The 18,961-nt window shown below is 61.8% G+C and carries 22 protein-coding genes and 1 pseudogene; 14 read left to right on the top strand and 9 right to left on the bottom strand.

Annotated elements, in window-relative coordinates; genetic code table 11:
- Window positions 1-15 precede the first annotated feature (15 nt).
- From LMJ30_RS20620 to mpl, 4 genes are read right to left on the bottom strand one after another with little or no spacing between them, the layout of a single operon-like run.
- The gene (locus LMJ30_RS20620) at window positions 16-2,055 is read right to left on the bottom strand and encodes a ribonuclease catalytic domain-containing protein (protein WP_229434436.1); all 2,040 of its coding nucleotides are present in this window, start codon (window positions 2,053-2,055) and stop codon (window positions 16-18) included.
- 12 nt (window positions 2,056-2,067) lie between these two features.
- Window positions 2,068-2,637, bottom strand: a complete 570-nt coding sequence (locus tag LMJ30_RS20615; protein ID WP_229434435.1) for a chorismate--pyruvate lyase family protein — start codon at window positions 2,635-2,637, stop codon at window positions 2,068-2,070.
- Window positions 2,634-3,227, bottom strand: coding sequence for a YqiA/YcfP family alpha/beta fold hydrolase (locus LMJ30_RS20610; protein ID WP_229434434.1), 594 nt, complete (start codon window positions 3,225-3,227; stop codon window positions 2,634-2,636). The genes LMJ30_RS20615 and LMJ30_RS20610 overlap by 4 nt, the downstream gene beginning before the upstream one ends.
- Window positions 3,224-4,588 carry a UDP-N-acetylmuramate:L-alanyl-gamma-D-glutamyl-meso-diaminopimelate ligase gene (mpl, locus tag LMJ30_RS20605; RefSeq protein WP_267869738.1) on the bottom strand — a complete coding sequence of 455 codons (1,365 nt, stop codon included), beginning with the start codon at window positions 4,586-4,588 and terminating at the stop codon, window positions 3,224-3,226. Before mpl ends, LMJ30_RS20610 begins: the two co-directional genes overlap by 4 nt.
- A gap of 82 nt (window positions 4,589-4,670) precedes the next feature.
- Between mpl and LMJ30_RS20600 the strand changes: the two genes are divergently transcribed.
- From LMJ30_RS20600 to LMJ30_RS20550, 11 genes and pseudogenes are all read left to right on the top strand, one after another.
- Window positions 4,671-5,300: a hypothetical protein gene (locus LMJ30_RS20600; RefSeq protein ID WP_229434433.1), complete on the top strand. Its 630-nt coding sequence runs from the start codon at window positions 4,671-4,673 to the stop codon at window positions 5,298-5,300.
- Between the two features lie 3 nt (window positions 5,301-5,303).
- Window positions 5,304-5,864 (top strand): redoxin family protein, encoded by a 561-nt coding sequence (locus tag LMJ30_RS20595; protein ID WP_229434523.1) that lies wholly within the window; start codon window positions 5,304-5,306, stop codon window positions 5,862-5,864.
- A 100-nt stretch (window positions 5,865-5,964) separates the two neighbouring features.
- A complete protein-coding gene (aroQ, locus tag LMJ30_RS20590; protein WP_229434432.1) occupies window positions 5,965-6,402 on the top strand; it encodes a type II 3-dehydroquinate dehydratase in 438 nt (145 codons plus the stop codon).
- 89 nt (window positions 6,403-6,491) lie between these two features.
- Window positions 6,492-6,959, top strand: a complete 468-nt coding sequence (gene accB / locus LMJ30_RS20585; protein ID WP_229434431.1) for an acetyl-CoA carboxylase biotin carboxyl carrier protein — start codon at window positions 6,492-6,494, stop codon at window positions 6,957-6,959.
- Window positions 6,960-7,050: 91 nt separating this feature from the next.
- Entirely contained in the window at window positions 7,051-8,451 is a 1,401-nt protein-coding gene (accC, locus tag LMJ30_RS20580) for an acetyl-CoA carboxylase biotin carboxylase subunit (protein ID WP_229434430.1), read from the top strand.
- Window positions 8,448-9,398, top strand: a complete 951-nt coding sequence (gene prmA / locus LMJ30_RS20575; protein WP_229434429.1) for a 50S ribosomal protein L11 methyltransferase — start codon at window positions 8,448-8,450, stop codon at window positions 9,396-9,398. The genes accC and prmA overlap by 4 nt, the downstream gene beginning before the upstream one ends.
- Before the next feature lie 4 nt (window positions 9,399-9,402).
- Window positions 9,403-9,468: pseudogene (locus tag LMJ30_RS21910) on the top strand (zinc-ribbon domain-containing protein); the annotation flags it as partial.
- 259 nt (window positions 9,469-9,727) lie between these two features.
- Window positions 9,728-10,189 (top strand): hypothetical protein, encoded by a 462-nt coding sequence (locus LMJ30_RS20565; protein ID WP_229434532.1) that lies wholly within the window; start codon window positions 9,728-9,730, stop codon window positions 10,187-10,189.
- On the top strand, window positions 10,189-10,860 hold the full coding sequence (locus tag LMJ30_RS20560; protein ID WP_229434522.1) for a DUF3426 domain-containing protein: 672 nt from the start codon (window positions 10,189-10,191) through the stop codon (window positions 10,858-10,860). Before LMJ30_RS20565 ends, LMJ30_RS20560 begins: the two co-directional genes overlap by 1 nt.
- 10 nt (window positions 10,861-10,870) lie before the next feature.
- Window positions 10,871-11,812: a carbohydrate kinase family protein gene (locus tag LMJ30_RS20555; protein WP_229434428.1), complete on the top strand. Its 942-nt coding sequence runs from the start codon at window positions 10,871-10,873 to the stop codon at window positions 11,810-11,812.
- Between the two features lie 254 nt (window positions 11,813-12,066).
- Window positions 12,067-13,242, top strand: a complete 1,176-nt coding sequence (locus LMJ30_RS20550; RefSeq protein WP_229434427.1) for a hypothetical protein — start codon at window positions 12,067-12,069, stop codon at window positions 13,240-13,242.
- A gap of 3 nt (window positions 13,243-13,245) precedes the next feature.
- On the opposite strand, the gene LMJ30_RS20545 is transcribed toward LMJ30_RS20550, so the two are convergent.
- Window positions 13,246-13,554, bottom strand: coding sequence for a DUF167 domain-containing protein (locus LMJ30_RS20545; protein WP_229434426.1), 309 nt, complete (start codon window positions 13,552-13,554; stop codon window positions 13,246-13,248).
- A complete protein-coding gene (locus tag LMJ30_RS20540) occupies window positions 13,551-14,081 on the bottom strand; it encodes a YggT family protein (protein ID WP_443094043.1) in 531 nt (176 codons plus the stop codon). The genes LMJ30_RS20545 and LMJ30_RS20540 overlap by 4 nt, the downstream gene beginning before the upstream one ends.
- A gap of 161 nt (window positions 14,082-14,242) precedes the next feature.
- On the opposite strand from LMJ30_RS20540, the gene LMJ30_RS20535 reads away from it, so the two are divergent.
- The 3 genes from LMJ30_RS20535 (at window position 14,243) to LMJ30_RS20525 (ending at window position 16,141) form a co-directional block, all read left to right on the top strand.
- Complete coding sequence (locus LMJ30_RS20535) at window positions 14,243-14,392, top strand: hypothetical protein (protein ID WP_229434425.1); 150 nt, start codon at window positions 14,243-14,245, stop codon at window positions 14,390-14,392.
- 32 nt (window positions 14,393-14,424) lie between these two features.
- A complete protein-coding gene (locus LMJ30_RS20530) occupies window positions 14,425-15,258 on the top strand; it encodes a hypothetical protein (RefSeq protein WP_229434424.1) in 834 nt (277 codons plus the stop codon).
- Between the two features lie 520 nt (window positions 15,259-15,778).
- Window positions 15,779-16,141 (top strand): hypothetical protein, encoded by a 363-nt coding sequence (locus tag LMJ30_RS20525; RefSeq protein ID WP_229434423.1) that lies wholly within the window; start codon window positions 15,779-15,781, stop codon window positions 16,139-16,141.
- Here LMJ30_RS20525 and LMJ30_RS20520 read toward each other — a convergent pair.
- The 3 genes from LMJ30_RS20520 to LMJ30_RS20510 all read right to left on the bottom strand — a co-directional run bounded on the left by LMJ30_RS20520 (window position 16,138) and on the right by LMJ30_RS20510 (window position 18,851).
- The gene (locus LMJ30_RS20520; protein WP_229434422.1) at window positions 16,138-16,563 is read right to left on the bottom strand and encodes a hypothetical protein; all 426 of its coding nucleotides are present in this window, start codon (window positions 16,561-16,563) and stop codon (window positions 16,138-16,140) included. The two genes, LMJ30_RS20525 and LMJ30_RS20520, sit on opposite strands and share 4 nt — an antisense overlap.
- Window positions 16,564-16,571: 8 nt before the next feature.
- Window positions 16,572-17,558: a tetratricopeptide repeat protein gene (locus LMJ30_RS20515; protein WP_229434421.1), complete on the bottom strand. Its 987-nt coding sequence runs from the start codon at window positions 17,556-17,558 to the stop codon at window positions 16,572-16,574.
- A 186-nt stretch (window positions 17,559-17,744) separates the two neighbouring features.
- Window positions 17,745-18,851, bottom strand: a complete 1,107-nt coding sequence (locus LMJ30_RS20510) for a ribonucleotide-diphosphate reductase subunit beta (protein ID WP_371873060.1) — start codon at window positions 18,849-18,851, stop codon at window positions 17,745-17,747.
- Window positions 18,852-18,961: the final 110 nt, after the last annotated feature.

The following is an 18,961-nucleotide window of genomic DNA, read 5'->3' as shown; positions in this document are numbered from 1 at the left end:
CGGGAACGACGACGGTTATTGGGCTTCGGGCTCCGGGTCCGTGGTAACGACGGCTACCACGCCTTCCGCCTCAACCACTTCCTCCACCGCGGCTTCGCCCGTATCCGGACCTTCATCCTCTTCAAAATCGAGGTCGACTTCCGCCGGCGCCACTGCCGCCACTTCGAGCAAGCGCGCCTCGATCGACAGGTCTACCTCGTCCCAGCGGATGATATCGAGCTTGACCTGCGCGCCGCGCGCCACCTGCGGCATGCCCGGCAAACGAATGATCAGCGGGATATCGACCAGGCGCAGCACTTCATCCTTCAGCACTACCGCATCGACCTGTTTTGCGGCCTCCTGCCCCAGCCAGCGCAGGCACCAGTAGCGTTCCATGTTCTGCTGGTGGTCGTTGTAGGCCGCATACGCCGCATCGAACGCCGACACGATCGCAAACAGGTTCGCATCGCGCGGCTTGAACGGCGCCACCAGCGGCGCGGTCACGCCATGCTCGGCGCAGGCCAGGATCTGCCACTGGTTGACCAGGTCGGTGTAGCGGCGCAGCGGCGAGGTGCTCCATGCATACTGGTCGACACCGAGGCCCTGGTGCGGGGCCGCGTGCGTCACCATCCGCACCTGCATCTTGGCCGCCCAGCCCGCGCCGGCGCCGCCGCCTTGCGAGCGGTAGATGCCCGGCACGCCGCTGTCGTGCAGCAGCTTGCCCCAGGTGCTGTTCGCGAAGATCATCAGCTCGGCCACAATCTTGTCGAGCGGCGCGCCGCGCTTGCGCCGCACTACCGACACCACGTCGTCCTCGACATAGAAGTTGAAGTCGACCCGGTTGTTCTGCTCCGGCTTCAGGCCAAAGCCTTCGCGCTTCTTCATGCGCCCTTCTTCAAGCTGCAGCGCCCATTTCCACAGCAGCGCCAGTTCGGCCTTGTGCGGATACTCGCCTTCGCCGCTGGCCAGCGTCTCCTCGTTGACCAGGTCATCGAGGTCGTTGTGGCGCAGGTTGCTCTTGATCGGCACCAGCTCTGCGCGCGTCACGGTCGACAGCACCGTCCAGTCGGCAGGGTTCAGCGTGGCGTACAACGACACCGCCGGGCAGTTCTTGCCCTCGGCGAGCGTGAAGGCGTTGACGATATCGTCGGGCAGCATGGTGATCTTATCGCCCGGCATATACACGGTCGACATGCGCGAACGCGCCATCTTGTCGATCGCGTCGTCCGGCTTGACGCCAAGGCCAGGCGCGGCGATGTGGATACCGACCACCACCGAGCCGTCGTCCAGCGTACGTACCGAGAAGGCGTCGTCGATTTCGGTCGTGGTGACGTCATCGATCGAGAACGCGGCCACGTCGGCCACCGGCAGGCTGGCCGGCGCGGACGGCACCGGCACGCTCGGGAAGCCGGCGCCGCGCGGGAAGTTCTCGAACAAAAAGCGCGCCATGTGCAGGTCTTTGGGCGACGCGATGCCGCCCACCTGCAGCATCAGGCGCTGCGCCGTCGTGTGCAGTTCATCGGCGGCCGCTTCCAGCGCCTTGTATTCGATGGTGTTCTTGTCCGGCTTGAACAACAGCTGGTTGACCATCGGGGCCATCGCCTGCGGCAGCTTGCCGGCCTTGAGTTCGTCGACATAGGCAGCCTGGATCACCAGTTGCTGCTTTTTCTTTTCAATGCCAGCCTGCGCGGCGCGCAGCGCTTGCTCCGGCGCGGCCTTGTAGCGCCCGCGGCCTTTTTTGTAGAAGTAGATCGGCGAACCGTGCAGCGCCAGGATCAGTCCCGCAGCTTCGACTGGCAGCGGCGCGTGGCCGAAGTATTCGGCGCCCAGCTCGGCGAAGCCGAATTCCTCCTGGCCGGCGACTTCCCACAAAAACTCGAGGTCGGCGTCCTGTGCCACCACCTTGGCCTGCTCCAGCAGCTCTGACGGGTCGGGCTTTTCGAACTGGAGCAGCACGTCCTTGGCCTTGACCTTGGTGCGCTTGCCGCTGGCCAGTTCAACCTGGTAGGCCTCGCCCGCATGGGACAGCACGGTGCCAGCCTTGAAATCGCCGGACTCTTCGAAGAATAAATTCATGATGCCTTTTATTTATAGTGTCTTGTTTGGCGCCAGCCGGGTTACCGGGGGAAGGAACACCTCGGTCACCAGCAGCGTTCCGTTGCGGCGGCGGTACAGGCAGCGGCGCGCATAGTAAACAGGGTCGTCCATCCCTTCGAGCACGGCGCGCGCGCGCTCAAGCAGGGGATGGCCGGCGCGTATCCGCGCAAATTCAAGTTCGCCGCGTGTTACCAGCGGGTCGTAAAACAGGGTGCTGCCAAGCGAGCGCTCGCCAAGGGCCGAAAACTGCGGCCAGTCGGCGGCCGTGCATGCGGCCGGAACCACCGTGTGGGCGAACACCACCGGCACGCCGTCGCAGCGCAGCAGCACTTCACGCTCCCACACCCGGCCCGGCTGCTTCATGCCAATCGCCTGCGCTTCGTCGGCCAGGCACAGGCCTGAGCTCTGGTGCAGGCGCTGCACGCGGAACGCTGCGCTGTGCGCGACCAGCCGCGCCGTCAGCGAGCCCTCGGTCAGCAGCCAGTCGCGCACGGCGCACGGCGCGGCCACGCCGTTGATGTGCCGGTGCCACGTGGCCCGGCGCAGCGAACCGCTCCTCACCGGGCGGCTTCCGCCAGGCAGAAATCGAGCACTTCGTCCACATACTGCGGGAACTCCGAAATCGCGTGGTCGCTGCCTTCAATGACATGCTGCTTCGCGCCGTCGTAGCGCGCCACCATGTCGCGGTAATCGAGCACCTCGTCGCCGGTGGCCGCAAGCAGGAAGTAGCGTTCCGGTTGGGTGATGCGTTCAACCTTCAGCGCGCGCAGTTCATCGATGTATTCGCGCTTGAACTCGAACGGCTTGTCCGAGTGGTATTCGGTGGTCACGCCGACATGCTTTTCCAGGTTCTTGAGCGGATCGACGGAAGGATTCAGCAGCGCGGCGCGGCAGCCAAGGCGTTCGGCCAGCCAGGTCGCATAGAAACCGCCCAGCGATGAGCCGATGACGGCCAGCTGCTCGGCCGGATAGCGTTCGACCAGGGTCAGCACCAGCGCCATCGCTTCTTTTGGCGAGGCCGGCAGCTGCGGGCAAATCAGTTCGTTGGCGCGGCCGAGGGCCTTCATCCGTTCGCCCACCACCCGCGCCTTGAAGGAGCGCGGCGACGAGCGGAAGCCATGCAAATACAAAACGTGCGCGTTGGCGATCATGCCAGCGCTTCCAGCAGTTTCTGGTGGATGCCGCCGAAGCCGCCGTTGCTCATCACGAGGATGTGGTCGCCCGGCTGGGCCGCGTCGACGATGGCCTTGAGCAGGAAGTCGAGCTGGTCGAAGCTGTGCGCGATGCCGCCGAGCGGTTTCAGCGCGTCGGCCAGGCTCCAGCCCAGCGCCTGCTGGCTGCCGAAGCCGAACACCAGGTCGGCGTCCTTCAGGCTGCCCGGCAGCGCATCCTTCATCGCGCCCAGCTTCATCGTGTTCGAGCGCGGCTCCAGCACCGCCAAAATGCGGCCGGTGGCGCCCAGTTTCTGGCGCAGGCCGCCGACGGTGGTCGCGATCGCGGTTGGGTGGTGCGCGAAGTCGTCGTACACCGTGATGTTGTTGACCACGCCGCGCACTTCCATGCGGCGCTTGACGCTTTCGAAGCGCGACAGCGATTCGGCTGCCTGCGCCGGCGGCACCCCGACATTGCGCGCAGCGGCAATCGCGGCCAGCGCGTTGGAGCGGTTGTGCTTACCAGTCAGGCCCCAGTGGACAGTGCCGACCACGTCGCCATTGAACAGTACATCGAAACCGTCCGACGGATGCTCGACCAGGGTCCAGTTGACGCCTTCGGACACGCCGAACGACTCCTTGTCGCTCCAGCAACCGCGCTTCATCACGCGTGCGATCGACGCTTCGTCGCCGTTGACGACCAGGCGGCCCACGCCGGGCACGGTGCGCACCAGGTGATGGAACTGGGTTTCGATGGCGCCAATGTCCGGGAAGATGTCGGCGTGATCGTATTCGAGGTTATTCAGTACCGCGGTTTTTGCGTGGTAGTGGACGAACTTGCTGCGCTTGTCGAAGAAGGCGGTGTCGTATTCGTCCGCCTCGATGACGAAGAAGTCCGACGGCGTGCTTCCCTGCAGGCGCGCCGAGATGCCGAAGTTCATCGGTACGCCGCCGATCAGGAAGCCCGGCGAGTAGCCCGCGTCTTCCAGGATCCAGGCCAGCATCGCCGAGGTGGTTGTCTTGCCATGCGTGCCAGCCACGGCCAATACCCATTTGTCGCGCAGGATATGTTCACCAATCCACTGCGGGCCAGATACATATGGCAGGCTTTTGTTCAAAATCTCTTCGATCAGCGGATTGCCGCGCGAGACCACATTGCCGATCACGTACAGGTCCGGGTTCAGCTCAGTCTGCTCGGGGCCGAAGCCGGTGATCAGTTCGATACCCTGGGCTTCGAGCTGGGTGCTCATCGGCGGATACACGTTGGCGTCGCAGCCGGTCACTTTGTGGCCCGCCTCTTTTGCCAAAACTGCAAGGCCGCCCATGAAGGTGCCGCAAATACCGAGGATGTGAATATGCATGGTTGTGTTGTGCTGGCAAAAGTCGGAATACGCGATTTTACCCGACAAGGTGGCATTTTCCGTTCAAGAGTATGATCTCGTCATGATGCCTAACCAGAACGACGATCTCCAGCAGTTGCGCTCGCAAATTGCTGCCGTCGCTGCGCGCATGATCGCGCAGGACGGCGCCGACTACGCCACGGCCAAGCGCAAGGCCGCCACCCAGGTGCTGGGCGACGAGCGGCCCGCGGCCAACCTGATGCCCGACAACCTCCAGGTCGAGGAGGAAGTACGCCAGTACATCGCCCTGTTCCAGTCCGCCACCCAGCCGGCCCGCCTGCTCGAGCTCCGCAAGGCGGCGCTGGGGGTCATGGAAGCGCTGTCCGAGTTTTCGCCCTACCTGACCGGCCCGGTGCTGAACGGCACTGCCGGGGAACACGACGATATTCATTTACAATTGTTTGTCGAGAGCCCCAAGGACGTCGAAATTTTTTTGCTGAACCGCGACGTCAATATAGATATCTCTGAAACCCCGCACTTCAAAGGCGCCCGCTACGATCCGGTCGAGACCATCAGTTTCATGTGGCGGCGTGAAGGCGTGCACGCAGAAGTGTATGACCTGAACGACCTGCGCGGTGCACTCAAGCCCCGCGCGGACGGCCGCCTGCAGCGCGCCGACATCGAGGCGGTGCGCGCGCTGATTGAAGCTTCACCCGATTTGAATGAACCATAAATGATCAATAAGAAGAACCTGCTCGTGTACGGCATCATCGCCGCCACCTTTGCCGCCATGGGCGCCTATGTCGGCGTTCAAAAAAAGCAACCCGACCCTGTTACCACCAAGATCGCGCCAACCGACGGCCGGCCGCACACCCCGGTCACCGCGCTGTTTGCCGAATCGATGGACGACGCCAAGGGACAGCGCCAGGAGCTGGCGCAATGGAAAGGCAAGGCGCTGGTGGTGAATTTCTGGGCGCCCTGGTGCGCGCCCTGCGTGGAAGAAATGCCCGAGCTGGACCAGCTGGCCAAGGACAGCGCCAAGAAGAACATCAACATCATCGGCATTGGCATCGATTCGGCCGCGAACGTGGCCCAATTTGCCGAGAAATTCAAAATTTCCTATCCGCTGTACGTGTCCGGCTTGCGCGGAACCGAACTCGCGCGTGAATTTGGCAACGCCAGCGGCGGCTTGCCGTACACTGTATTGATCGGGCCTGACGGACAGGTCCGCAAGACCTATCTCGGCCGCCTGAAATTCGACGAACTGAAGGCAGACCTCGCCGCGCTTGGCTCTTAAACGCACGACCGTACGATTTCGATCTGGCAATTTTTCCCCTTGCCAATGACCATCGTTGGCGGCAAAATGCCTGACTTTCGCGGAAAACGACCTTCAAAACATGGCAAAAAAGCTTCTTCTGCTCAATGGTCCCAACCTGAATTTGCTGGGAACCCGAGAGCCTGAGGTGTACGGCGCCGCCACCCTGGCCGACATCGAAAGCGCCGCGACAGCCCAGGCTGGCGCGGCGGGAGCGACGCTTTCTTGCTACCAAAGTAATCACGAAGGTGCGCTGATCGACCGTATTCACGCCGCAAAAACGGACGGCGTGGAGATGATCGTCATTAATCCGGGCGGTTTGACGCATACCAGCGTCGCCTTGCGCGACGCGTTGGCAGGCGTGGCGATTCCCTTTGTTGAGGTGCATATTTCCAATATTTACCAACGCGAAGAGTTTCGCCATCACTCTTTCTTGTCAGCAATAGCACAGGGAACAATCTGTGGGCTGGGCACGGATGGATATCGCCTTGCCATCGACTTCGCCCTTAAAAAGCGTTAATCTTCGTTATCTTCACGCATTTGCGCGGGCTGCCCGATCAGGCGGCACCGCATAACTCTTAATTACACAATAATTCCAAGGGGTTTCACATGGATTTACGAAAACTCAAGACATTGATCGACCTCGTAGCCGAGTCGGACATCGCCGAACTCGAAGTGACCGAGGGCGAGAGCAAGGTTCGCATCGTCAAGTCGTCCGCAAACCCACAGAACCAGATGGTCATGATGCAGCCGCAGCAGATGCATCAGCAATACTCGGCCCCGATGCCGTCCAGCGCGCCGGTGGAAGCCGCAGCAGCAGCGCCGGTCGCCGCCGTCGAAACCGGCCACGTCGTCAAGTCGCCAATGGTTGGCACCTTCTACCGTTCGTCCGCCCCAGGCGCGGCTGCGTTCGTCGAAGTCGGTTCGACCATCAAGGAAGGCGAAACCCTCTGCATCATCGAAGCGATGAAGCTCCTGAACGAAATCGATGCCGACGTTTCCGGCACCGTGACCAAGATCCTGGTCGAAAATGGCCAGCCAGTCGAATTCGGCCAGCCATTGTTTGTGATCGGCTAAGGAAAGCGCGCGCGGCACCCGCTGCCGCAGCCATCCTGGCGTTCCCATGTTGTTCCCGGCCTAGGCCGGCACTCACAGAAACACCGAACCTATGTTTGAAAAAATCCTTATCGCCAATCGTGGTGAAATCGCGCTACGCATCCAGCGCGCCTGCCGCGAGATGGGCATCAAGACGGTAGTCGTCCACTCCGAAGCTGACAAAGACGCAAAATACGTGAAGTTGGCCGATGAATCGGTTTGCATCGGCCCTGCCCAATCGACCTTGAGCTACCTGAACATGCCGGCGATTATCAGCGCGGCCGAAGTGACCGACGCGGAAGCGATCCATCCCGGTTACGGCTTCCTGTCCGAGAACGCCGACTTCGCCGAGCGCGTCGAGAAATCGGGCTTTGTCTTCATCGGCCCGCGTTCCGACTCGATCCGCATGATGGGCGACAAGGTATCGGCCAAGCAGGCCATGATCCGCGCCGGCGTGCCTTGCGTACCTGGTTCGGAAGGCGCCCTGTCGGATGATCCGAAGGAAATCATCCAGACCGCGCGCAAGGTCGGCTATCCGGTCATCATCAAGGCAGCCGGCGGCGGCGGCGGACGCGGCATGCGCGTCGTGCACACCGAAGCGGCCCTGCTGAACGCGGTAGCGATGACCAAGACCGAAGCGGGCACCGCCTTCGGCAATCCAGAAGTCTATATGGAGAAGTACTTGGAGAATCCTCGCCACATCGAGATCCAGATCCTCGCCGACGAACACAAACAGGCCGTCTGGCTGGGCGAACGCGACTGCTCGATGCAGCGCCGCCACCAGAAGGTGATTGAAGAAGCGCCAGCGCCGGGCATCCCGCGCAAGCTGATCGAAAAGATCGGCGACCGCTGCGCCGAAGCCTGCCGCAAGATCGGCTACCGCGGCGCCGGCACCTTCGAATTCCTGTACGAAAACGGCGAGTTCTACTTCATTGAAATGAACACCCGCGTCCAGGTTGAGCATCCGGTGACCGAAATGATCACCGGCATCGACATCGTCCAGGAACAGATCCGCATCGCCGCCGGCGAAAAGCTGCGCTTCAAGCAGCGCGACATCATGTTGTCGGGCCACGCGATCGAGTGCCGCATCAACGCGGAAGACCCGTTCAAGTTCACGCCGTCCCCTGGCCGCATCAACGCATGGCATCCGCCGGGCGGCCCTGGCATCCGTGTCGACTCGCACTCGTACGCCGGCTACTACGTGCCGCCGCACTACGACTCGATGATCGGCAAGGTCATCGCCTACGGCGCGACGCGCGACCAGGCGATCCGCCGCATGCAGATCGCGCTGTCGGAAATGGTGGTTGAGGGTATCCTCACGAATATCCCGCTGCACCGCGAACTGATGGTCGATGCCCGCTTTATTGAAGGCGGCACCAACATCCACTACCTGGAGCAGAAGCTGGCCAACAAGCCGGACCTGCCGAAGGCGGGCAGCATCGCCACCAAATCGGAAGTCAAGGCAGAAGCATGAGCTGGACTGAAGTCGTCATCGAGATCGCACGCGAACACGCCGAGGCGTTGTCCGACGCCCTGATGGAAGCGGGCGCGTTGTCGGTCTCGGTGGAAGACGCTGACGAAGGCACCGACCAGGAAAAGCCGATGTTCGGCGAACCGGGCATGGAGCCAACCGAAGCGGCTTGGGACCACAGCCGCGTGGTCGCGCTGACCGACGTCGACGCCGACCAGGCAGCGATCGTCGCGGAAGCCGCGGCTGCCATCAAACTCGCCAAGGTACCGGCGTTCACCACCCGTTCGGTGGCGGACGAGGACTGGGTGCGCCTGACGCAGTCGCAGTTCGCGCCTATCCATATCGGCAAGAACATCTGGGTTGTACCGAGCTGGCACGAAGCGCCGGACCCGGACGGCCTGATCCTCGAACTGGACCCGGGCCTCGCGTTCGGCACCGGCAGCCACCCGACCACCCGCCTGTGCATGGAATGGCTGGAAGCGCACCCTGCGCCCGGCAAGACCGTGCTCGATTACGGCTGCGGTTCGGGCATCCTGGCGATGGTCGCCAAAAAGATGGGCGCGGGCGATGTGGCCGGCGTCGACATCGATCCGCAGGCGATCGAGTCGGCCAAGGACAACGCAGAGCGTAACAACTGCGACATCGCCTACTACCTCCCGGACCAGCTGGCCACTGCCAGGCCTGAACATGCCACCGGCCGTTTCGACACCGTCGTGGCGAACATCCTGTCGAGCCCATTGAAACTGATGGCGCCGATGCTGGCCGGCCGCGTTGCGCCTGGCGGCGCCTTGATTTTGTCCGGCGTGCTCGCGCGCCAGGCTGAAGAAGTAGCCGAAGCCTACGCACCCTTCATCAAGCTGGGCGTCTGGGCCGAACAGGACGGCTGGGTCGCCCTGCACGGCCGGATGGGAAGCGACACCGTACCGCCGGCACGTTCAACTGGCGAGTAACGGCATGGCGCTCGCCACCCGCTGCCCCCACTGCCACACGACCTTCCGTGTCGCTGCGGACCAGCTCAAGCTGCGTGGGGGTATTGTTCGTTGCGGCTCCTGCAAAGAAGTATTCGACGGTAATGCCATGCTGGTCAACCTGGACGCACCTGCGCCAGAACCGGCGCCGGCTGCCGTCGAACCTGTAGCACCTCCCACACAAGAAGTAACTGCCGACGAGCAGGCTCCGGTCGAAGCCGCAGCGGCTCCAGAAGCCGAGCCGTCACCGGCCGAAAGCGTCGAGCAGTTCTACACCCTCGATTTCGATACCGCGATCGACCCGGCCTCCCTTGTGCCGCAACAAGCTGAAACCGAACCCGCACCACAGCAGGAACCTGAGCCAGAACCAGAACCTGAGCCAGAACCTGAGCCGGAACCAGAACCTGAGCCGGAGCCTGAGCCGGAACCAGAGCCTGAGCCAGAACCAGAACCTGAGCCGGCACCTGAGCCTGAGCCTGAGCCTGAGCCTGAGCCTGAGCCTGAGCCTGAGCCTGAACCTGAGCCAGAACCAGAACCAGAACCTGAGCCGGCGCCTGAGCCTGAGCCTGAGCCTGAGCCTGAGCCTGAACCTGAACCTGAACCTGAGCCGGAGCCGGAAGCGCTTCCTGAACCTCATCCTGAAGCTGAGATTCGTTTGCGCCCTGCCCACATGGTTGCGGAAGAGGAGCATGCTGAACTCGTGCCGGACGAAGAACTCGTCGCAACCGCTTTACCGGACGACGCCACAGGTCCTGACCCGGCCGTTCTGCTGATGCGCGAATCTTCGCCTGCAGCGCCGCACGATGCATTCGAAGCCGAAGCGCCTGCGCTTCCCCGCCCTGCCCCGCGCAAGACTGGCCGCAAACTGCGCCCGCCAGCGCCGCGCCCTGCGCCAGTCGCGGTTCCGGTCGAACCGGAACACGACGAGCCCGAATTTGTTCGCCGCGGCCGACTGCTGGAAAAAGCCAGCCGCACGCGACGCATCGTGATGGCCATCGGCTCGGCCATCCTGGTACTCGCGCTGCTGATCCAGGCGATGACGACCTTCCGCAATACGCTCGCGGCCCAGTTCCCGCCGCTGAAGCCAGTACTGACCGCCACCTGCGCGGTCTTCGGCTGCCGGGTCGAACTGCCAGCCCAGATCGACGCGCTGGCGATCGAAACGGGCGAGCTGGAGACCGTCTCCGGCGACACTTACCTGATGACGACTTCGCTGCACAACCAGGGCCGGCTGACGCAGGCCTGGCCAAGTATCGAGCTGGCCCTGACCGACGCCGACAACAAGACCGTGCTGCGCCGCGTGTTCGCGCCAGCCGAGTACCTGCCCAAGGATGTCGCGCCCGCCAAAGGCTTTGCCGCACGCAGCGAGCAGCCGGTGCGGCTCTATTTTGAACTCAGCCAGGTCAAAGCATCTGGCTATCGCATTGCCGTTTTCTACCCATAAGGCTTCATCCATGACCAAGACCTCGCTGATCTGCGGCTCGCTCGCGTTCGACAAAATCATGCAATACCACGGCCGTTTCGGCGAAACGCTGCTGGCCGACCAGCTCCACAAGGTCAATGTATCGTTCCTGGTCCCGACCCTGCGCACCGAATTCGGCGGCTGCTCGGCCAACGTCGCCTACAATCTTAAAATGCTGGGCGGCGACCCGCTGATCATGGCCACCATCGGCCAGGACGGCGGCGAATACCTCGACCGCCTCGGCAAGCTTGGCATCGAAACGCGCGCCATCCGCACCATCGGCCACGCCTACACGGCGCAGTGCTTCGTCACGGCGGACCTCGACAACAACCAGATCAACGCCTTCCATCCGGGCGCGATGCAGTTCTCGCATGAGAACAACGTGGCCGACGCCGGTGCGGTGCGCGTGGCGATCATTGCACCGGACGGCCGCGACGGCATGCTCAAACACGCGCATGACTGCGCGCGCCTGAACGTACCGTTCATGTTCGATCCGGGACAGCAGCTGCCGATGTTCAGCGGCGAAGAGCTGATCCAGTTCATCAACGAAGCGAGCTATGTCGCCGCCAACGACTACGAATTCGAGATGCTGATGGACCGCACCGGCCTGACCTTGCCGCAGATCGCGGAACGCCTCGACGCGCTGATCGTCACGCGCGGCGAAAAAGGGTCGGAAATTTATGCCAAGGGCGAGCGCTTCGAGATTCCGTGCGTGCCGGCTGCGGCGGTGGTCGATCCGACCGGCTGCGGCGACGCCTTCCGCGCCGGCCTGCTGCACGGCATCACCAACGGCTGGGACTGGCCGACCACTGGCCGCCTGGCCAGCCTGCTGGGCGCGATCAAGATCGCCCACCAGGGCGGGCAGAACCACTCGTTCACTGCGCAGGAAATCGCAGAGAAGTTCGAAGCGGCATTCGGATACAAGCACCCTTAATCGAGATCCGTAGGGCGGACAAGCGCGAAGCGCGCCTCCGCGTGCATGCGTCAACGCAACGCAAACAAGCGGAGGCCCGTTCCCTTGGGAACGTGCTTGTCCGCCCTACGCGTTTACCGGCTTTTAACAGCTTCCCCGATCAAATTCACCTATGGAAACGAACCGCTTGAGGGTCAACAAGCGAACCCATCATTAGCACGCATTCCCATCGATGAGCGGCCTAGACTGAAGTACAACTTGTTCAGGAGGCCGCCATGCATGCACCGCTCACCGCTCCCACCCTGTTTGCCCTCGGCCTCGCTGGCCTTCTCGCCGCATGCGGCGGTTCGGACAAGCCACATCCCCCTCCACACCCGCCCGGCCCACATGCGCTCACCTATGACGTCATCCCGCTGAACCCGCGCGGGGAGACCTATGGCGTGATCAATCCACATGGAATCAACGCCAACGGGCAGGTTACCGGCCACAACTTTTCCGACGAAGGTACCCGTGCCTTCCTTTACGATGGCACGCGGCTGTTTGAAATTGGAACATTCGGCGGCGCGAACTCGCAGGCCAACGGTATCAACCGATGTGGCCATGTCACCGGATGGGCCGAGCCTGCAGTGGGGCTGCCGCAGGCGTTCCTGTACGACGGGACCTTGCGCAACCTCGGCTCGCTGGGGGGAGAGTCGGTCGGCTATGCCGTCAACGATTGCGACGTGGTTGCCGGGTGGTCGGCCGCGCCGGGCGGCGTACACGCCTTCGTCCACGACGGCGCCATTCGGGATCTTGGCAGCTTCGGAGGCAACAGCTTTGCACTGTCGATCAATTCCCGCGGCCTCGTCGCCGGCTACTCTTTCTTCGCCAACAGCGAGGCGATGCGCCCTTTCATTTACGACAGCAAGGCCGCAACCGGCTTGCAGGACCTGGGCACGCTGGGCGGCCACCGCGCGCTCGCCAAAGTCATTAACGAGGCCGGGCAGGTTGCCGGCTGGTCGCTCAACGCGGACGGGGTGATGCGCGCATTCCGCTACTCCGACGGCGTGATGGCGGACCTGGGATCACTCGACGGGACGGGCGTATCCGAGGCGATGGACATGAACGAATCCGGGGTAGTGGTCGGCAATGCGACCAGCCAGAGTGGCGCACAGCATGGCTTCGTCCATGACGGGACGTCGATGCGCGACATCGGTACGCTCGGTGGACTGTTCTCGGAAGCGGTGGCAGTCAACGCCAGCGGGGTGGTGGTGGGCTCGTCCCAGACTGAAACCGATCCCTTGCAACGCGCGGTATCGTGGACGCCAGCAGAGGGCATGGTGGACCTGAACACCCAGCTGCACGCCCCGCCGCGCGGGATCCATGTGACGCGCGCGCTGGCTGTGTCGGATAACGGGTCGATTGCGGCGCTGGCCAATACCGGGCTGGTACTGCTGAAGGTGCGCCGCTGACAGTCAGGCGCCGGGTGGCAGCAGCAGGCTTGCCACCCGCTCCGCCGTCAGGGTCGCAGACTTCACCTCAACCAGCTTGCGCTTGCTGGTGTGGCCGTGCGTGATCGTGACTGCGCTGCGCGGCACGGAGAGCGTCTCGGCCAGATAGCGCACCAGCGCCTCGTTCGCCTTGCCCTCGATCGGCTGCGCCTGCAGCTTGAGCTTGAGGGCTTCGTCCAGCACCCCGATCACTTCAGTTTTCTTTGCGTTCGGGGTGATCTGCACCGCCAGCCGCACTCCGCCAGGAAGCGCGGAGCACCAGGTGCGACTCACCGGAAGCCGAATACCATGCCAAGTACGACCTGGGCGATCTGCAGCAGTATCAGGGCCACCAGCAGCGACAGGTCAAGCCCGCCCACCAGCGGCACCACGCGGCGCAGTGGACGCAGGAGCGGGTCGTTGAGCGCGCGCACGAACGGCGCCAGGGGCGCGTGCGGATTCACCCAGCTGAAGATCGCCTCGATGATCAGGAGGGCGATGAAGCCGTAGATGATCCAGGTGAGGAAGCGGTAGAGCGCGAGCAGGAACATCGCCTCGCCCGAAGCGCCGGTGAGCAGTACCACCGAGGTGGCCAGCAGCACGACCAGGAACGCGCCGATCAGGCTTGCCCAGTCATAGCCACCCACGCCCGGCACGATGCGGCGCAAAGGGCGCACCAGCCAGTCGGACAGCGTAAAGGTAAATTGCGCTACCGATGAAGGCGGGCGCACGCGGATCGCCTGCATCCAGAAACGCAGCAACAGGACACCGCCCAGGATGGTGGCGGCCGCATCGACGATCAACTTGAGAATGACGAGCACAAGGACTCCTTGATAATTTACCGGCCGCGCATGCGCGTGGCCACGTGAACCTTTGGCTGGCGCACAAAAAAAAACCGCTGTGTGAAACGTGTCACACAGCGGTATTTTGCCTTATCCAGGCACAGCTGGCTATTACGGACGGCTGCTGGTCGGGAAAGGCCATGCTGCTGCTGGAGCCAGGACAGTCTTGGCTGCTGGTGCCGGTGCTGCTGGCGCAGGTGCTGCTGCCTTTTCAGGAGCTGCTGCTGGCTTGGCCGCTGGCGCTGCTGCTGGCTTGGCCGCTGGAGCTGCTGGCTTTGCCGCTGGCTTAGCTGCTGCTTTCGGAGCTGCTTTCGCTGCTGGCTTGGCTGCTGGCTTAGCTGCTGGCTTAGCTGCTGGCTTCGCTGCTGCTTTCTTCGCTGCTGGCTTTGCTGCTGGCTTGGCTGCTGCTTTCGCTGCCGGCTTCGCTGCTGCTTTCTTCGCTGCTGGCTTAGCTGCTGGCTTGGCTGCTGCCTTCTTCGCTGCTGGCTTAGCTGCAGTCTTAGCTGCTGGCTTAGCTGCTGCTTTCTTGGCTGCTGGCTTAGCTGCTGCTTTTTTCGCTACTGGCTTAGCTGCTGCCTTCTTTGCTGCTGGCTTAGCTGCGGCTTTCTTTGCTGCTGGCTTGGCTGCTGCTTTCTTGGCTGCTGGCTTAGCTGCTGCTTTCTTGGCGACTGGCTTCGCTGCTGCTTTCGACGCAGTCTTCTTTGCTGCTGGCTTAGCTGCTGCTTTTTTGGCGACTGGCTTCGCTGCTGCTTTCGACGCGGTCTTCTTCGCTGCTGGCTTGGCCGCTGCTTTTTTCGCTACTGGCTTGGCTGCTGCTTTCGACGCGGTCTTCTTTGCTGCTGGCTTAGCTGCTGCCTTCTTCGCTACTGGCTTAGCTGCTGCTTTCTTTGCTGCTGGCTTAGCTGCTGGCTTAGCTGCTGCTTTCTTCGCTACTGGCTTGGCTGCTGCTTTCTTTGCTGCTGGCTTAGCTGCTGGCTTCGCTGCTGCCTTCTTCGCTGCTGGCTTAGCTGCTGCCTTCTTCGCTGCTGGCTTAGCTGCTGGCTTGGCTGCTGCCTTCTTCGCTGCTGGTTTTGCTGCAGCTTTCGCTGCTGGCTTGGCGGCTGCTTTCGCGGCCGGCTTCTTAGCTTCGGTTTTCTTTGCGGCTGTTGCCATTTGAGTTCTCCTTCATCTTCGATGGGATAGATTCAACTTACAAGATTTAAACCCGTCCGACCGATAGTCAGGCCAGGCGAATTATTCATCGGCACAAACTGGTTCTGTGTTTGCGCTAATGAATTCGGCACCAGCTGAACTGCTGCAACTCCTCACGATTGCAGCACTTCAGCCATAGTCGTTTTCCGTCCAATCTTGCCGGGGACGGTAAAAAAATCCAAACTTCAGATACGACAAATTCAGTGTTCCGGTGCGCTGCCTTCTTCACACACTTGCACATGCGCGAAACGAAAAAGCCGCCATGCCCGAAAAAATCGGGCAGTGCGGCTCAGTTTTCGCGGCGTGTTTTAAGTGCATATCCGTTGGATTCAGCGTCCCATTTTTATTCGTTTGTTTGCCATCGCGCGTGGTTCAAAAACACACATTCACGTTTTGACAAATTCAATCACGTAAAGTACACGAAAACCTTGTCAGTGCGCAACTGGCGCACCGAAGTTTCGTGCGGCTTTTAAGAATGCGATGCGATGCATCTGCGCGTGCGGTTTGAAGAATCGCTTTATACGCGCTTCAAAGTGGCGCCGCGTGCGCGCATCGCGATGACGACGCGCGCCTTTTTTTCGGCGCATCCCGCGCACGCCGCCGCCATCGTTTTCACGCACGCCAGGCGGCGCAGCGCATCGACTTTCGGCGCCGCGAATGGCGGCAAAACGGTAGCTCGCATGACCGCGCAACGCGACGTTTATGCCCGCTTCACTTCAGCACAAACCCGTGCCGATATGCGTGCGCCCGCGCTTGGTTCCCCACCGCGCGCCAAGCAATTTGCGTTGGCAAACCAGCGCCTGCGGATCCGTCGTTTGACGCACACGAATTCGCAATGCATTGATTAGTCACGAAAATTTTTTGCGCGCGTGTAGCGTGCGTCCATTCTGACGTCCGCCGCCGGCGAGAATACAGCGCCAATAAAATGTGTGTTTGCTGGCTCGGAAAAGTCCGGGAACGAGCCGGCGGCCGATGAGAATCGCACGCTATTTTTTGCGTCGGGGATGATTGCGCGATGCGCCGTTTGAAGAGCCGCCGGCGTCATCATTTCCGGTGCCGGCGACGTCATAACTTCCACGATCTTCGCGCGAAAATTTTGCGCTCGCGTGCTTGTGACACCAACGTTTTTGCGCCGCGTGCGAGCGCTGCCGTGCACGGCTCGCGCACCGCTCGCGCGCTCTCGCGCTTCACTGCTCAAACCGTTGGGATTTTTCCACAACTTGAACACGCGATGTGTGCGCGCGCATTTGTATGCGCGCACATCGGACATCACAGGTCTTAGCTTTTCAAGGTCTTGAGCTGCTCTTCCGAATCGGTCCGCATCGATTTCGCGAGCCCGGCTTTGAACGACAACGCTTTTTCAAAAGCTGCGGCCGCCTTCGCCTTGTCGCCAACTGCCTGAAGCGATTTGGCCATCCGGTAATAAACATGCGGCAGCGGAGTCTTGGTCACCACCTCGTCCAACACCGCCAGCGCTTCGCGATGCTTGCCCTGCTCCTGGTGCACGCGTGCGACCACGAATGCAATCACCGGGCTATCCGGATAGCGCTTCTGGGCTTCACCAAGTACACGCGCGGCGTCACTGTATTTCTTTTCACTTAAGTGGGTTGCGCCCACTGCCATCAGCTGCTCTTCGTGCCGCTGGCCGATCGCGTCGTCGGCGCCGGGTTTGATCGCAAGGACGCCTGCCTCGGCCTTGGCGAGGTTATCGCCCTTGAGGTCGAGGCTGACCGACATCAGCTTTCCCGCTTCGGCATTCAGGCTTGCCGTCTCGCGCGCAAGCGCCTGGGCTTTCGAATCGCCGCCGCCGACGATAAACGGCGCCATCATGTAATAGTCGAGCAGTGCGAAACGGGCTTCGTAATCGCGCGGATTGAGTTCGACCGCTTTTTTGAATGAATCGCGAATGGTGCCGGCATATCCGATAGCGGAGGTGATACCGCCCGCGACCGCCTTACTGCCGAGCGCTTTTCCCAGCGCGAGATGGCAACCGCCATTGGCTGGGTGCCTGGCGACGCACTTCTCCGCCTGCGCCGCAGCTTCGTCATAGCGGCCGTCGCGCACGCCGAGAATCGCCTTGGTGCGAGCGATCATCGCGCTCGCGTCGGCCGGGTCCCGGGCCAGCTTTGCAGTTGCGGCCTTTTCGACTTCCGCAAACTTCCGGTCCTTCAGCAATGCATGGTATTCATCCGCGGCCACAGCCTGGCCAGCCATCAGCATGCCGAGCGCAATCGCGCCAAGTCCCAGAGTCGATTTCTTTTTCATCTTTGTGAGATCCCGTAGTTGGTCGATGTCGTTGGCGCATATTCCAGCGTCGGATGAAGTGTCCAGCATCTTTGCAAAAGATGCAACATATGCACATGGCGCGAGATTTGTAAGGGTGTAAAAAAGCCCGCACTTGGCGGGCTTTCGAATCGACGGGCGCGAACACCCTCTATATATAGAGCAGGATTATTCCCAGTTCAGCGCGCCGCCGGTCTGGTACTCGGTGACGCGGGTCTCGAAGAAGTTACGCTCTTTCTTCAGGTCGATCATTTCGCTCATCCATGGGAATGGATTTTCTTCCTGGGCGAACAGCGCTTCGAGGCCGATCTGGGTCGCGCGGCGGTTGGCGATAAAGCGCAGGTAACCCTTGAACATCGTCGCGTTCAGGCCCAGCACGCCGCGTGGCATCGTGTCTTCGGCGTACGCGTACTCGAGGTCGACAGCTTTCAGGAACAGCTGCTTGATCTCTTCGCGGAACGCTGGCGTCCACAGCTGCGGATTTTCCATCTTGATCGTGTTGATCAGGTCAATGCCGAAGTTGCAATGCATCGACTCGTCGCGCAGGATGTACTGGTACTGCTCCGCCGCGCCCATCATCTTGTTCTGGCGGCCCAGCGCCAGGATCTGGGTAAAGCCGACGTAGAAGAACAGGCCTTCCATCAGGCAGGCGAACACGATCAGCGACTTCAGCAGCTTCTGGTCGTTTTCGATGGTGCCGGTGGTGAACGCAGGGTCGGTCAGCGTGTTGATGAAAGGAATCAGGAATTCATCCTTGTCGCGGATCGATTTGACTTCGTTGTAGGCGTTGAAGATTTCGGCTTCGTCCAGGCCCAGCGACTCCACGATGTACTGGTAGGCGTGGGTGTGGATCGCCTCTTCGAACGCCTGGCGCAGCAGGTACTGGCGGCACTCAGGGGCCGTGATGTGGCGGTAGGTGCCCAGCACGATGTTGTTGGCGGCAAGCGAGTCGGCGGTCACGAAGAAGCCGAGGTTGCGCTTTACCAGGCGGCGCTCGTCTTCGGTCAGGCCGTTCGGGTTCTTCCACAGCTCGATGTCGCGCTGCATGTTAACTTCCTGCGGCATCCAGTGGTTCGCGCAGCCGGCCAGGTATTTGTCCCAAGCCCACTTGTACTTGAACGGCACCAGCTGGTTGACGTCGGTTTTGCCGTTGATGATGCGCTTGTCGTCCGCGTGGACGCGCTTGGCTACCAGGGCAGCATCTGCTTCCGGCTCGGCGGCGCCCATCGGCACTGGACGGGCTGCTGGCGTTGTTTCTTCATCCCATGACAACATAGTCGTATTCCTTCTTAGATCGTTGGTCCCGGTCCCGTGTCCGCGGATGCACTTCGTTTATCCGCCCTACGGCACCGTCCCCGATATTCGTATTCCGAAATTCGTAGGGC

Origin of the sequence: Massilia agrisoli (assembly GCF_020831365.1) — a bacterium.
Classification (GTDB): domain Bacteria; phylum Pseudomonadota; class Gammaproteobacteria; order Burkholderiales; family Burkholderiaceae_D; genus Telluria_A; species Telluria_A agrisoli.
This window is presented reverse-complemented; position numbering and strand designations above follow the sequence as displayed.

Coding starts and splice junctions, on each gene's coding strand:
- LMJ30_RS20620 (WP_229434436.1), bottom strand. CDS start 2,055: ATGAATTTATTCTTCGAAGAGTCCGGCGATTTCAAGGCTGGCACCGTG.
- LMJ30_RS20610 (WP_229434434.1), bottom strand. CDS start 3,227: ATGATCGCCAACGCGCACGTTTTGTATTTGCATGGCTTCCGCTCGTCG.
- mpl (WP_267869738.1), bottom strand. CDS start 4,588: ATGCATATTCACATCCTCGGTATTTGCGGCACCTTCATGGGCGGCCTT.
- LMJ30_RS20600 (WP_229434433.1), top strand. CDS start 4,671: ATGATGCCTAACCAGAACGACGATCTCCAGCAGTTGCGCTCGCAAATT.
- aroQ (WP_229434432.1), top strand. CDS start 5,965: ATGGCAAAAAAGCTTCTTCTGCTCAATGGTCCCAACCTGAATTTGCTG.
- accB (WP_229434431.1), top strand. CDS start 6,492: ATGGATTTACGAAAACTCAAGACATTGATCGACCTCGTAGCCGAGTCG.
- accC (WP_229434430.1), top strand. CDS start 7,051: ATGTTTGAAAAAATCCTTATCGCCAATCGTGGTGAAATCGCGCTACGC.
- prmA (WP_229434429.1), top strand. CDS start 8,448: ATGAGCTGGACTGAAGTCGTCATCGAGATCGCACGCGAACACGCCGAG.
- LMJ30_RS20560 (WP_229434522.1), top strand. CDS start 10,189: ATGCGCGAATCTTCGCCTGCAGCGCCGCACGATGCATTCGAAGCCGAA.
- LMJ30_RS20555 (WP_229434428.1), top strand. CDS start 10,871: ATGACCAAGACCTCGCTGATCTGCGGCTCGCTCGCGTTCGACAAAATC.
- LMJ30_RS20550 (WP_229434427.1), top strand. CDS start 12,067: ATGCATGCACCGCTCACCGCTCCCACCCTGTTTGCCCTCGGCCTCGCT.
- LMJ30_RS20535 (WP_229434425.1), top strand. CDS start 14,243: ATGCTGCTGCTGGAGCCAGGACAGTCTTGGCTGCTGGTGCCGGTGCTG.
- LMJ30_RS20525 (WP_229434423.1), top strand. CDS start 15,779: ATGCATCTGCGCGTGCGGTTTGAAGAATCGCTTTATACGCGCTTCAAA.
- LMJ30_RS20520 (WP_229434422.1), bottom strand. CDS start 16,563: ATGTCCGATGTGCGCGCATACAAATGCGCGCGCACACATCGCGTGTTC.
- LMJ30_RS20515 (WP_229434421.1), bottom strand. CDS start 17,558: ATGAAAAAGAAATCGACTCTGGGACTTGGCGCGATTGCGCTCGGCATG.
- LMJ30_RS20510 (WP_371873060.1), bottom strand. CDS start 18,851: ATGTTGTCATGGGATGAAGAAACAACGCCAGCAGCCCGTCCAGTGCCG.